Origin of the sequence: Bacteroides sp. 1_1_14, from assembly GCF_000162515.1 — a bacterium.
GTDB lineage: Bacteria > Bacteroidota > Bacteroidia > Bacteroidales > Bacteroidaceae > Bacteroides > Bacteroides thetaiotaomicron.
This window is the reverse complement of record NZ_GG774705.1, coordinates 4,406-18,359: the sequence shown is the minus strand read 5'-3', so window position 1 is coordinate 18,359 and position 13,954 is coordinate 4,406. Positions and strand designations below refer to the sequence as shown.

The window sequence follows — 13,954 nt, the reverse complement described above, 5'->3', positions numbered from 1 at the left end:
ATAAAACACGACAAAACTACTATGCAATCATACCTGTCTATGCCGGAGAGGCATAAGTACCATTTACTCATATTCACATACTCACAAACAGATCAAGCTGATTAGCATCTAATAAACAAATCGCATGAACGATTTGTTTAAACTTTTATGTTAATTAAAACAAATATCTTTTTACTGAATGCCTCTTTCACCGGAGTTTCAGCTGCCAATTCCATGCAGAGCGTAAAGTATCTTCTAATGTTTCTACCGCTTTCCAACCCAGTTCCTGGTTGGCAAAATCGGGGTTAGCCCATACCTTTTCAATATCACCTGCGCGACGGCCTACAATCTGATAATTCAGTTTAACGCCAGTAGCTTTTTCAAAGCCATTAATCAGTTCCAATACTGAAACACCGCGTCCTGTACCGATATTGAATACTTCTACTTTTTCTTTCTGTTTTTGCTCCAAAATACGGCGGATTGCAATCACGTGTGCTTTAGCCAAGTCAACAACGTTGATAAAGTCACGGATACAAGAACCGTCAGGAGTATCATAATCGTCACCGAATACACTTAGTTTTTCACGGATACCCATCGCTGTCTGAGTCAGATAAGGAATCAGGTTTTGAGGAACACCGTTCGGAAGTTCACCCAGCAATGCTGTAGGATGTGCGCCAATCGGATTGAAATAACGCAGCAAAATAGCATTGATCGGGGCACCGGAAGCTATTGTATCACGGATAATTTCTTCATTAATCTGTTTTGTATTTCCATAAGGAGATTCCGCTTTCTTGATCGGAGCCTTTTCCGTTACAGGCAACTCATCCGGTTGACCATATACTGTACAGGAAGAAGAGAACACTATGCCTTCTACTCCATGTTTAGGCATTAACTCCAGAAGGTTGATTAAAGAAACCAGGTTGTTACGATAATAAAGCAACGGCTTCTCTACCGACTCTCCTACTGCTTTGCTTGCTGCGAAATGAATAATCGCTTTAATTCCTTTATATTTGGCAAATACGGCATCAAGGCCAGCAAAATCAAGACAATCCAGTTTCTCAAAAGCTGGGCGGATACCGGATACTTTCTCTATATTGTCAACAACGTCAGCACTCGAATTTGATAAATTATCGATAATGATTACTTCGTATCCACTGTTTTGTAGTTCTACAACGGTATGAGACCCAATATAGCCTGTTCCTCCCGTTACTAAAATTCTTTCTTTCATATAATTTTAAAATATGGTTAGTTTTTCGGTTTTCAGTTTGTTTGAGGTACAAATGTATGGAAATAAAATGGAAATGCAATAAACTATCGCAATTTTATTCACAGGAAGATACTTACGGGACGATTTGAGGGCGTTTTGGTATGATAAAAAACATATTCGGTATGAACATATATAAAGAAAAAGGCCGGAAACAAACTGCCTGTATGTTGCCATACGACAGAGTTTCCAGCCTCTTTATCTAATTATCAACTTAGTCTTTTACACGACGCCAGAGAAGCCCATGAATGCCATTGCCAGCAAACCTGCGGTAATCAAAGCAATCGGAGTCCCCTGCATTCCTTTCGGAATCTTCACCAGGGTCATCTGCTCACGCAATCCGGCAAACAATACCAGTGCCAGACCAAAGCCAAGAGCAGTAGAGAATGCGTATACAACACCTGTCAGCAGATCAAAGTCTTTCTGGATTACCAGGATTGCCACACCGAGAATACAGCAGTTCGTTGTAATCAACGGCAGGAACACCCCCAGTGCCTGATACAAAGAAGGAGAAACTTTCTTCAGAATAATTTCTACCATCTGCACCAGTCCGGCAATAACCAGAATAAAAGTGATTGTCTGTAAGTACCCCAATCCGAAAGCGTCCAACACAAACTTCTGAATCAGGAATGTGACGATGGTAGCGATAGTCAGCACGAAAGCAACTGCCGCACTCATACCCATCGCTGTTTCCACCTTCTTGGAAACACCCAGGAACGGACAGATTCCCAGGAACTGCGACAACACAATGTTGTTTACAAAGATTGCCGAGATAAATATCAATATATATTCCATATTCTTTTCTTATTTAATAGAGTTAGGCTTTCTTCAGACTATTAATAATGGCAATCAGATAACCTAAAGCGATAAAGGCACCCGGAGCCAGAACAAAGATCAGCATTCCGTATTCTTCCGGCAGAATGGTCAGATTAAATATCTTACCTGTTCCGAGAAATTCACGTACGGCACCCAACAGAGTCAGGGCAATGGTAAAGCCAAATCCCATACCGATACCATCAAACATAGAGGCCAGCGGATTGTTCTTCGCTGCGAAAGCTTCCGCACGTCCCAATACGATACAGTTTACTACGATCAGCGGAATGAAAAGACCGAGAGTAGCATACAGATCGGGCACGTATGCTTGCATTATCATCTGCAACAGTGTCACGAATGACGCGATCACCACGATAAATGAAGGGATGCGTACCATATCCGGAATCAGATTCTTGATAGATGAAATTACCACGTTCGAGCAAATCAGGACGAACATAGTGGCCAGTCCCATACCCATACCGTTGATTGCCGATGATGTCGTACCCAGTGTAGGACACATACCGAGCAGGAGCACAAAAATAGGATTCTCTTTGATAATCCCGTTCATCATTACTTTAAAATTATTCATAACTGTCTCCTCCTTTCTTAGTTATTAGTGTCATTAGCAACTGCTTCACCTTCCGGTGCAGCAGCCGGTTCATTTTTCTGGGAAGCTCCGGAATTCGTATCCACCTCACCGCCTTTATATGCCTGATAAGCAGCATTCACCGCATTCAGGAAAGCACGTGAAGTGATAGTAGAAGCCGTGATAGCATCTACCTGTCCATTCATGTCTTTGGTCACAGCCAATGGAGTCTCTCCCGGATTCATGCCCAAAATAGACTTTGCACTTTCTTCGTGAGATACCGGTTTTTCGTTCTTTGCAGGATCATAAGCTCCAAACCATTTGTCCGCTTTCGAACCCAATCCCGGAGTTTCAGCGTGCGCCAATAAAGAGTAGTTATAAATCTTGCCTTCAGCATCAAAGCCCACCAGCACTTTCAGTTCACCGCCAAATCCCATTGACTTGGCTTCAACGGCAGAACCTACCCACTTTTCGCCATTCTTGGCCGGATAGATAATGAAATCCACGATTTTCTTTCCGTCTTTCTCGCTGAAAACAGTATCGCTTTCAGCTACCGGATTATTGGTATATTCAGGAAGCACCTTTTTCAAGGCCTCGTTCAGCGTCTTTGCATTCGCTTCGGCAATCGGGCCTTTCGTCAGTTCGTTCACATAAGCCAGCAACGCTACGGAAACGGCTGTAACGCCCGTAAGTACCAGCAACATATTCTTTAAAGATGATTGTAACTTTTTCATTTCTTCTTCGCTACCTCCCCAAAGCGTTTAGGTTTACAATAGGTGTTAATCAGCGGAGTGAACGCATTCATAATCAGGATGGCGAATGACATACCTTCGGGATATGCACCGAACAGACGGATAACCACCGTCAGCAGACCGATACAAACACCGTAAATCAACATACCTTTCTTGCTCATCGGAGAAGTCACATAGTCGGTTGCCATAAAGACAGCTCCCAGCATCAGACCTCCGGAGAGTAGTTGCAATATCGGAGAAACATACTTTTCGGGATCCACCATGTGCATAATGCCTGCAAATACAAATACAGTCACAATGATAGAAACCGGAATATGCCAGGTGATGATCTTTTTCCAGAGCATGTATACCAGTCCGAGCAACAGTGCCAGCGCACTTACTTCACCGATACATCCGCCGTTCTGTCCGATAAACAGAGTCAGCGCATCAGGTATCTGGCTCAAAGCACTTGCATCGCCGTGAATAGCCTGTTTCATCAATGCCAGCGGAGTAGCACCGGTGGTAGCGTCCATATAAGATGTCAGCTGACCTACTACCGGCCATGTTGTCATCTGCACCGGGAAAGAAAGCAACAGGAATACACGTCCCGCCAATGCCGGGTTGAATGGGTTGCAGCCCAGACCACCGAAAGACATCTTGCCTACACCAATTGCGAACAGTGCACCCAGAATGATAATCCAGATAGGCAGATTGGAAGGTAGATTAAATGCCAGCAACACACCTGTAATGACAGCAGAACCGTCACAGATGGTTGTAGCAGGTTTCTTCATTAAGAATTTAACGATCGCCCATTCGAAGAATAAACAGGCTGCTACCGAAGTAGCCGTGACAATCAGAGCCCCCAGGCCGAAGAAATAAAGCGACACCAGAAAAGCCGGAATCAGTGCGATCAGCACACCATACATATTTTTCTGTACGCTGTCTCCGCCATGCACGTGGGGTGATAGTGATACGATTAATTTATTTTCCATACTTCGTTATTTTTTAGCTTGACGTGCACGAATCATAGCTCCTACTTTACCCTTACCCAAGCGGCAGTAATCAAGCAGCGGACGGTTGGCAGGACAAGTGAACTGACAGGAACCGCACTCGATACAATCCATGATTCTTTCTTTTTCCATTGTTTCAAAATCTCCGTTTTCGGACAAAGCTCCGAGCAAGTACGGCTCCAGTCCCATCGGACAAGCGCTCACACACTTTGCGCAACGGATACAGGTTTGTGCTTCACCACGTTTGGCTTCCTTCTGATTCATAATCAGGATACCGGAACTGCCTTTTGCGGTAGGAACTTCGATATTCACCAGAGCCTTACCCATCATCGGACCGCCACCGATCACTTTTCCCGTATCCTCCGGCAGACCGCCACAAGCATCAATCAGCTGTTTCATCGGTGTACCGATACGAGCCAGGAAGTTGGAAGGTTTGGTCACAGACTTACCAGTTACGGTAATCACACGCTCAAACAACGGTTTATTTTTCTGAACAGCTTCATAAACAGCAAATGCCGTACCCACATTCTGCACAACTGCCCCAGTAGAGATAGGCAGCGCACCACTTGCCACCTGGCGTTTGGTAATCGCATCAATCAACTGTTTCTCACCGCCCTGCGGATATTTCACTTTCAAAGGAACAACTTCGATGCCTGCATAACTAGAAGCAACTTTCGTCATCAGTTCAATAGCATCCGGCTTGTTATTCTCAATTCCGATAAATGCCTTATTTACCTTCACGGCTTTCATCAGAATGGAGACACCTACCATGACTTCTTCCGCGTGTTCCAGCATCAGCTGATGGTCGGCAGTCAGATACGGTTCACATTCCACCGCATTGATAATCACACATTCTGCCTTGAACGAAGGAGGCGGACAAAGTTTCACCTGTGTAGGGAAACAAGCACCACCCAAACCTACGATACCGGCATCGGCAATCTTCTTCACGATTTCTTCGGACGAAAGCTCACATTCTTTGACCAGTGTCTTGCTACGGTCAATGGTTTCTTCCCATTCGTCGCCTTCTACATCAATAAAGATAGCAGGTTTTGCATAACCGCTCGCATCGACTACTGTATCAATCTTCGCCACTTTTCCACTGACAGAAGAGTGAATTGCTGCCGAAACGAAGCCGGCAGGTTCGGCAATCTTCGTGCCTACCTTCACCATATCACCTTTTGCTACTATCGGTTTGGCAGGTGCGCCAATGTGCTGCCCCAACAGAATAACTGCCTTTGCAGGAACTTCCGCTGTGATGATAGGTTGATGTGCCGACAATTTATTTTCGTGTGGATGAACTCCACCAATTGAAAATGTCTTTAACATACAATTCTGTATTTTATTCTGTTATTATTCTGTTACCTTCGGAGCTTCTGCAGCAACTGTTTTTGGTGCTTCTTCCGCCTTCGGTTTACGTGGAGGGAAGTTCAGCTCGATAATCGTGTTCTGCGGACAAACTTCCACGCACTTACGGCATGATTTACACTTGTTCGGATCGATGTAAGCCAGGTTGTTCTCCAGCGTAATGGCTTCGAACGGACAAGTCTTGACACACTTACCACAGCCGATACAGCTCACTGTACAAGCCTTACGTGCTACGGCTCCCTTGTCTTTGTTCACACAAGAGATGTACACACGGCGTGATTTCTTGCCTTGCGGACGAATCTCGATGATCGCCTTCGGACAAGCCTTCACACAAGCGCCACAAGCTGTACATTTGGCTTCATCCACTTCCGGAAGTCCCGTTTCAGGATTCATGTGGATAGCGTCAAACTGGCAGGCAGCCACACAGTCGCCACATCCGAGGCATCCGTAGCTACAACCTGTTTCTCCACCATACAATGAAGCGGCAATAGCGCAACTCTTCGCACCATCGTATTGATTAATACGCGGACGATTGGCACAGCTTCCGTTACATCTTACTACTGCTACCATCGGTTCAGCTTCAGTAGCTGCCAGTCCGAGAATATCAGCAATTTGTGCCATGACAGGCTGACCGCCTACAGGGCAGAATTTACCATCCAGCGAACCGGCTTTGACGCAAGCATCGGCAAATCCGCTACAACCAGGATAGCCACATCCACCACAGTTTGCCTGGGGCAACACTTCCCCCACCTGGGCAATCCGCGGGTCTTCATACACGGCAAATTTCTTGGAAGCTACATAAAGAATAGCGGCCAGCACGAGCGCTATAGCTCCCAATGAAATCACTGCAATCAGAATCAAATTCATAATGTTTTAGTTATTTATTGGTTTTATAGTAAATGAAAAATGTTGTTTCATTCGCGTTTTATTGAGCCACAATACGAAATAATAAGGAATAAGAACTGCCAGAGAAAGAAGAGCCGCATACAGTTCATTCCCTATCAACGCCATCCATGCGAACAGGGAAACAATCAGAAGTACAAAAGGAATTATGAATGCAAGGGTTACAGCCATCATGCCCATCGACGTTTCGCCGATCACCATCACCCGCTCTCCTACCTGATAGGAAGCAGCTGTAACATCCGTTATATCTATGACTTTGTCTTTACTATCCGCCGAAGAACAGTGGCCTTTTGCGCTACAAGCCGCACAAGCCGACGTCTGAACGATTCTCACCGACAGATGAGAACCCTGTATGTTTTCCACAATACCTAGATGCTTTATAGTATTATTCGTCATTTTGCAAACTCAACATTACAAATCGCGGCAAATTTAATCATTATTTGTGAACTACGAAGCATTCCCTCATTTTTTTCTACATAATAAAATGTTATTTTTTGTGTTTTCGTTATCGCACACGAAAAAGTAACGCCAACTATTTGATATTTTAGCATACAACAAAGCAGGCGGGAAAGTTCTTCCCGCCTGCCTGTCTTATCTAACCAATTACTTTATTTACTGAATGCTGCTTACAATGATGCAGCCTGTACTCCCAGTACTCCGGCAATCGCACCGGCTACAGCAATGATTACTTTCAAAACTACACTCCAAGTTTTCTTCATAGATTTTTCCTCCTTTCTTTTTTAAGCTTTTCAGATTATACAGTCGGATCCGGAGCTTCCTCATCTCCTCCTCCTTCATTTCCACCACCGCCATTTTCACCATCATCCGGATCATTCGGAGTCACAGAGGCATTCAACTTCTTCAGATATTCATCCAAACTGATCAAATCCAGTTTTTCATCTGCACGGGTAGCCGTCTTCGTGATACGCAGTTCCTTATTCGCCTGAAAGAAGATGCGCACGCTATCCACACTTTTAGCATTGACATCTTTCGCTGCATCCGCTCCTTTCGAACAAGCAGTCAGCATAAATACCCCCAAGCCTTCGATATTCACAGACTTACCTTCCAGAAGTTGCTCTTTCATTTTCTCCACAAAATTCTGAATCACACTCTTGATATCACCGATAGATAAAGAAGAATAGCCCTGCATTTTCTGCGCAATATATTTCAGATTGACAGACTGACCTAAAGTGATCAGATGCGGATAATATTTCTTGGGAGAATTGGGAACACGCGGGTCAGATGGTCGCGTAACAACTTTGTAAATTACACTCATAATACGTTTTTTTAAAGATTTAAATTCAAGTTATTTTATTCACGTTTTGTTGATCAACAATGCAAAGGTGAGGCTTTTATTTCAGATAACAAAAAGAAAAGCCCCTTGCGGGGCTCTTTTTCTGAAAAAAGTTATAATTCATAGATATTCAGATATTTATCTTTTTGTATCTTGACCATATCCATAGCCGTAACCATAACGTTTACCATAACCGTAGTGTTTGCCATACTTACCGTAGCCGTAGTAATAACCGTATTTTCGCTTCTTCAGGTCTACGCCGTTGATGACGGTACAAAGATTAGGCAGCTTCTTCTCAAAAGACAGTTCATTGATCAATGTATATTCTGCCTTATGAGTGTAGTCAGCACGGCATACGTAAACTGACAAGTCTGCTACACGACCTATTAATAAGGTATCCGTTACCATGCCGATAGGAGCAGTATCAAGGATGACATAATCGAAGTTCTTCTTCAAGGTTTCTATCGCTCTGTCCAGTCCGTTACGAGCTAACAATTCTGTTGGATTAGGAGGAACAGTACCACCCGGAAGAATAAACAGATTCTTATTCACATCAGAAGGTTGAACAAGTTCCATCAAATCCATTTCAGGATTGGAAAGATACTGAGTAATACCTTTCTCCTTATTAGAGAGCTGGAATACTTTATTCAATCCCGGCTTACGAATATCAAGCCCGACAATCACCACCTTCTTTCCCAAAAGAGAAAGACTGATAGCCAGGTTCGATGAAACGAATGATTTTCCTTCGCCACTGACAGTTGAAGTCACAAGAATCACCTTCTGATCATTATCGAGCATAAACTGAAGATTGGTCCGAATATTACGGAAAGTTTCACTCATCAGATTATTCTTGTTCTCGAAGACAGCAATGGAACCATTCTTATCATTCTTCTCATCAGTCAATGGAATATCACCGACAATAGGAACACTTGTCAGTTTCTCTACATCGGCACGACCTTCGATCTTGAATTTTGTCAGTTCAATTAAATAGATGATACCAACCGGAATTCCAACACCAAGTACCAATGCAATCAAATAGATCATAGAGCGTTTAGGAGATACCGGAATATCGTCAGCTATCGCTTCATCAATAATCTTCGCATTATTGGCAGTAGCAGCAAGTGCAATCGCATTCTCTTCACGTTTCTGTAACAACATCAGATACAATCCGGCTTTAATCTCCTGCTGACGGGCAATACTTACATAAGCACGTTCCTGTCCCGGAGCGTTACTGATACGACGGGAATAGCGGCTCGCTTCACGGTCAAGGCTCTCTTTGGTAATCATCAACCCCTGCAAGGTTCCTTCAAGGATAGCCTGTACATTGGCTTTCATGGCACGGATACTCGTATCCAAATTCACAATCGTAGGGTTGCTCTCTGTTGATGTACGCAACAGGCGTTTACGCTCAATAAGCATTTCGTTATAACGTTCAATAGCACCAATCAAGGCAGCATCCTGCAAACCTACATTACTCGGCAATACTTCGTATTCATTGCCTCTCAAGTATTTACGCAAATCATTTACCAGACTGATTTGAGTACGGTTCTCCACACTCTTTTTTTCATATTCAGCATTACCGGCCAAGGCGATCTGGGCTTCGCTTGTCAAATCCGTGATACCCGCATCACGCTTGAAAGTCTCCAGATTAGCTTCCGTACTACCTAATTCTTTTGAAATAATGCCAATACGTTCATCGATAAACTCTGCTGTCTTCTGGGCGATCTCGTTCTTATCATTGTTCGTATTACGATTATACATTTCAAGCAACTGGTTGATAAAGTCCTGACCACGCTGCAAACTGGAGTTCTTCAACGAGATTACGGCTACGGAAGTAGTCTTGGAAGTGGGGGCAATAGACAGGCTGTTACAATAGCCTCTTGCCACTCTCATCGGTTTGCTTATTGTCGCAGTTATATGACGTACGTTCTTCTCTATCCGAGGAACTTTCGTTCCATCCTGCAAGGTTACCGAATCAGCTACCTGAAAGAAAGCCAGCGTACCTTCATCTGTCGGGAAGATAGCAGGCAGCTTTTCAAAATGCTTCTGATAGCCTTTCTCACCTATAGTCACATTTACGTCCATACCCCCTTCAGGCTGTAAGGTCATTTCTACTACCATCGAAGTATTCAGTTTTTCAGCCTCCTGAGATGTCAGACTCACTTGGACCGGAGATGTCTTATATAAACCTTTAGCAGGAAACTCATCCTCATCTTTATAGGTAATATACAGTCCCAACTGATTAACGACTTCTTTTACCAAGGTTTTCGAACGCAGAACTTCCAACTCGTTATCAATGTTTTTAGAAGATGTCATCAGGCCGCTTAACCCCATATCCTCCAATTCCGAAGAAAGTCCTGCACCTCCGCCCTTCTTCTCATCTTTCATAAGAACAGTGGCTGAAATATTATAAATTGGCGTAGCCCAATGCAAATAACCCCAGGCACCAACCAAACAGAGCAGTACCGCTCCTACAAACCAGGGCCAGTGGATGATATATTTAAAAAGCAGTGCCCGGAAATCGATCTGTTCCTCAGCTATTTCACGTTCCTTACTGTTTTGATTTGCTTCTTTCATAACTCTTTCTTTATTTCAGGATATTAAACAACAAACTGGCAATAGAAACAAGGATCGAAGTAGCAGAGAACCATAAGCTTGTACTATTTCCCACGTCTGAATTTCGGGCTTTTGCCTTATTAGGAGTTACGTAAATAATATCATTCTGCTGCAAATAGTAATAAGGAGAAAGAATAGTCTCTGCCTTATTCAAGTCCAATGGAATAATTTCCTGCTTGCCATTAGCATTCTCCCGTATTAATTTCACATCATCACGCAGACCATAAACGGTCATATCACCTGCCATAGCCAAAGCCTCCAGGATATTCACCTTTTCATTGGAAATCGTAAATGTACCGGGACGGGCAACCTCACCAATCACGGAAATCTTATAATTCACCATACGTACCGTTACAATAGGCGTTTCCTTTATATAAGGTTTCAATTTTTCCACAATCATCTGTTCAGTCGCCTTCTTTGTCAATCCACCCACATGAAGTTCGCCCAGTACCGGAAAGTTAATATTACCGTCATTATCCACCAAATATTGCTGCAGAACAGGCTGAGTAGTCGTATAATTCAAAGCAGCATTATTCTGCGTAGCCACCGTCAGGTTGAAAGGTGCCGCCAATTCAGGACTGGTACATGACACTACAATAGTTAACAAGTCTTTGGGCATGATTTTAGCATCATATAATTGCTCATTCTGAGTACTGTACAAAACGACTTCAGCATCCTGCAAGTAAGGTACCTTTTTGTAAGACTGACAAGCTGTAAGAAGCAAAATCAACAACAGTATTAAAACATTCTTTCCGTTTAATTTTTCCATAATATATAAATTATAAATTTAGACACCTTTCAAATACCATTCATAAAGGCGCTCAATTCCTTCATCAATCTCAATCTTATGATGCCAGCCTAAACTGTGTAACTTCGATACATCTGTCAACTTACGTATCGTACCGTCAGGCTTAGAACTATCCCAACGCAAATCGCCCTTAAACTGAACTTCCTTCATGATCATCCCGGCAACTTCACGGATACTGACTTCCTTGCCTGTACCCACATTGATATGACAGTTACGGATGTCTTTGCTACCCTCCCTGTAGGTATCCTTGAAATCAACGTTCAACAATACATGAACACTCGCATCAGCCATCTCTTCGCTCCACAAAAACTCACGCATAGGTGTACCGGTACCCCAAAGAGTTACAGACTCAGGAGTAATGCCAAACTTAGCCAGTTTATCCAATATTTCAGTATCAGAATTACTGCCACTCACACCTTCCACAGGACGCAAGTCAAGGTCTCTGCGAACTGCTTCCCAGTCAACTTCATTTAAACATTTTGCCAGATGAATCTTACGAATCATAGCAGGGAGGACATGACTGTTTTCCAAATGAAAATTATCATTCGGACCATAAAGGTTGGTAGGCATCACAGCAATATAGTTCGTACCATACTGAAGATTAAAGCTTTCACACATCTTCAAACCAGCAATCTTGGCAATGGCATAAGGCTCGTTCGTATATTCCAAAGGAGAAGTCAGCAAAGCATCTTCCTTCATCGGCTGTGCGGCATCGCGAGGATAGATACAGGTACTGCCTAGAAAAAGCAGTTTCTGTACGTTATGACGGAAACTTTCCCCTATCACATTCTGTTGAATCTGAAGGTTCTGATAAATAAAATCGGCACGATACTGCAAGTTTGCCATAATACCACCGACATGCGCAGCAGCTAGGACAACAGCATCAGGCTGTTCTTCATCAAAAAATTGTTTTACGGCTATGCCATCAAGAAGGTCCAGCTCTTTATGGGAGCGTCCTACAAGATTTGTGTAACCACGACCTTGTAAATTATTCCAGATAGCGGAACCCACCAAACCATGGTGGCCCGCTACATAGATTTTCATATTCTTATCCATTCTTATTCTTCTCTATTTATTCATCAGTTCTTTCATGTGAAGCTTCTTCACAAACTTCATATCATGCGATACCATGATTTTCACCAGTTCGGGGAAAGAAGTCTTAGTGGGATTCCAGCCAAGTAACGTACGGGCTTTCGTAGGATCACCCAGTAACTGCTCTACTTCAGCAGGACGGAAATATTTAGAATCGACTTCAACCAGAACTTTTCCCGTCGATACATCAATACCTTTCTCATCCACACCTTCACCGTCCCAACGAAGTTCAATGCCAACTTCTTTGAAAGCCAGTGTCGTAAATTCACGTACAGTGTGGTATTCTCCCGTAGCAATTACAAAATCTTCAGGAGTATCATACTGGAGGATCAACCACATGCATTCAACATAGTCCCTAGCATATCCCCAGTCACGAAGTGAGTTTAAGTTTCCCAAATAAAGTTTGTCCTGAAGCCCTTGTGCAATACGGGCAGCGGCCAATGTGATCTTACGAGTTACGAAAGTCTCGCCTCTACGTTCACTTTCATGATTAAACAAAATTCCGTTGACAGCATACATGCCATAGCTTTCACGATAATTCTTGGTGATCCAGAAACCGTATTGCTTGGCTACTCCATATGGGGAACGGGGATAGAATGGAGTAGTTTCCTTCTGCGGAACTTCCTGTACCAAACCGAATAGTTCGGAAGTAGAAGCCTGATAAATGCGTGTTTTCTTTTCCATTCCAAGGATACGGACAGCTTCCAGCATGCGGAGCGTACCGATAGCATCCGCTTCGGCTGTATATTCAGGTACGTCAAAAGATACTTTCACATGACTTTGTGCAGCCAGATTATAAATTTCATCCGGCTGTATCTGCTGGATTATACGGATCAAGGAACTAGAATCTGTCATATCTCCATAATGAAGATTGACCAGACGGTCCTTTTTCATGTCACGTACCCACTCATCTAAATAAAGATGTTCGATACGCGCGGTGTTAAAAGAAGAAGAACGACGAAGGATACCATGGACTTCATATCCTTTTTCTATTAGAAACTCGGCTAAAAATGAACCATCCTGACCGGTGATTCCTGAGATTAAAGCAACCTTTTTCATTTTATTCATTAATATTTATTTATAGTATATACAATATCTTTATCAGTTCTACACAAAGACCGCTTAGTAGACAAAACCTCATAGCCCCATTTTGCTCGGCCAATACAACATACAGATCTGAATTATCGAGTATTTTTCACTTCTTTTATATCATAATCAAACAAACTGCGAGCAAAGCATCTTTTGATCTTATTGCACCTTCTTTTTCTACTTCTGGTATACTCATGTATATCCCCATGCCCTCTATTTCGAGAAATATCTTCCACTCCTCCAACATATCCTAGTTTATTTTCCAACAGACAAATTTTATCTTGTTCAAGAGTCTGATATACTTATTCAAGAAATGATAGTTTTCAGAGAGATATGTTCTTAACTCATCACAAAAGGCAATAAAGTCTTGATCATTCTTTTCTGTCCATTAACTCGCAATTAAC

General features: G+C 43.0%; 13 protein-coding genes and 1 pseudogene. All 14 read right to left on the bottom strand.

The window, feature by feature from the left end:
* Positions 1 to 171: 171 nt before the first annotated feature.
* Positions 172 to 1,207 (bottom strand): annotated as a pseudogene (galE, locus tag HMPREF9007_RS14835) (UDP-glucose 4-epimerase GalE).
* A gap of 258 nt (positions 1,208 to 1,465) precedes the next feature.
* On the bottom strand, positions 1,466 to 2,038 hold the full coding sequence (gene rsxA, locus HMPREF9007_RS14840) for an electron transport complex subunit RsxA (protein WP_008761247.1): 573 nt from the start codon (positions 2,036 to 2,038) through the stop codon (positions 1,466 to 1,468).
* 22 nt (positions 2,039 to 2,060) lie between these two features.
* Entirely contained in the window at positions 2,061 to 2,645 is a 585-nt protein-coding gene (locus HMPREF9007_RS14845; protein ID WP_008761246.1) for an electron transport complex subunit E, read from the bottom strand.
* Between the two features lie 17 nt (positions 2,646 to 2,662).
* Positions 2,663 to 3,376 carry an RnfABCDGE type electron transport complex subunit G gene (locus tag HMPREF9007_RS14850; RefSeq protein WP_008761245.1) on the bottom strand — a complete coding sequence of 238 codons (714 nt, stop codon included), beginning with the start codon at positions 3,374 to 3,376 and terminating at the stop codon, positions 2,663 to 2,665.
* Positions 3,373 to 4,365, bottom strand: coding sequence for an RnfABCDGE type electron transport complex subunit D (locus HMPREF9007_RS14855; RefSeq protein WP_008761244.1), 993 nt, complete (start codon positions 4,363 to 4,365; stop codon positions 3,373 to 3,375). Before HMPREF9007_RS14855 ends, HMPREF9007_RS14850 begins: the two co-directional genes overlap by 4 nt.
* A gap of 6 nt (positions 4,366 to 4,371) precedes the next feature.
* On the bottom strand, positions 4,372 to 5,709 hold the full coding sequence (gene rsxC, locus HMPREF9007_RS14860; RefSeq protein WP_008761243.1) for an electron transport complex subunit RsxC: 1,338 nt from the start codon (positions 5,707 to 5,709) through the stop codon (positions 4,372 to 4,374).
* A 24-nt stretch (positions 5,710 to 5,733) separates the two neighbouring features.
* Positions 5,734 to 6,615, bottom strand: coding sequence for a Fe-S cluster domain-containing protein (locus tag HMPREF9007_RS14865; RefSeq protein ID WP_008761242.1), 882 nt, complete (start codon positions 6,613 to 6,615; stop codon positions 5,734 to 5,736).
* 6 nt (positions 6,616 to 6,621) lie between these two features.
* Positions 6,622 to 7,047 carry a SoxR reducing system RseC family protein gene (locus tag HMPREF9007_RS14870; RefSeq protein ID WP_008761241.1) on the bottom strand — a complete coding sequence of 142 codons (426 nt, stop codon included), beginning with the start codon at positions 7,045 to 7,047 and terminating at the stop codon, positions 6,622 to 6,624.
* Between the two features lie 230 nt (positions 7,048 to 7,277).
* Complete coding sequence (locus HMPREF9007_RS27110; protein ID WP_008765124.1) at positions 7,278 to 7,370, bottom strand: smalltalk protein; 93 nt, start codon at positions 7,368 to 7,370, stop codon at positions 7,278 to 7,280.
* Between the two features lie 35 nt (positions 7,371 to 7,405).
* Entirely contained in the window at positions 7,406 to 7,927 is a 522-nt protein-coding gene (locus HMPREF9007_RS14875) for an HU family DNA-binding protein (RefSeq protein ID WP_008761240.1), read from the bottom strand.
* A gap of 156 nt (positions 7,928 to 8,083) precedes the next feature.
* Positions 8,084 to 10,522, bottom strand: coding sequence for a tyrosine-protein kinase (locus HMPREF9007_RS14880; protein ID WP_008761239.1), 2,439 nt, complete (start codon positions 10,520 to 10,522; stop codon positions 8,084 to 8,086).
* A 10-nt stretch (positions 10,523 to 10,532) separates the two neighbouring features.
* Positions 10,533 to 11,330, bottom strand: coding sequence for a polysaccharide biosynthesis/export family protein (locus HMPREF9007_RS14885; protein ID WP_008761238.1), 798 nt, complete (start codon positions 11,328 to 11,330; stop codon positions 10,533 to 10,535).
* 18 nt (positions 11,331 to 11,348) lie between these two features.
* Positions 11,349 to 12,425, bottom strand: coding sequence for a GDP-L-fucose synthase (locus tag HMPREF9007_RS14890; RefSeq protein WP_008761237.1), 1,077 nt, complete (start codon positions 12,423 to 12,425; stop codon positions 11,349 to 11,351).
* Positions 12,426 to 12,437: 12 nt separating this feature from the next.
* The gene (gene gmd, locus HMPREF9007_RS14895) at positions 12,438 to 13,520 is read right to left on the bottom strand and encodes a GDP-mannose 4,6-dehydratase (RefSeq protein ID WP_032850380.1); all 1,083 of its coding nucleotides are present in this window, start codon (positions 13,518 to 13,520) and stop codon (positions 12,438 to 12,440) included.
* Positions 13,521 to 13,954 lie beyond the last annotated feature (434 nt).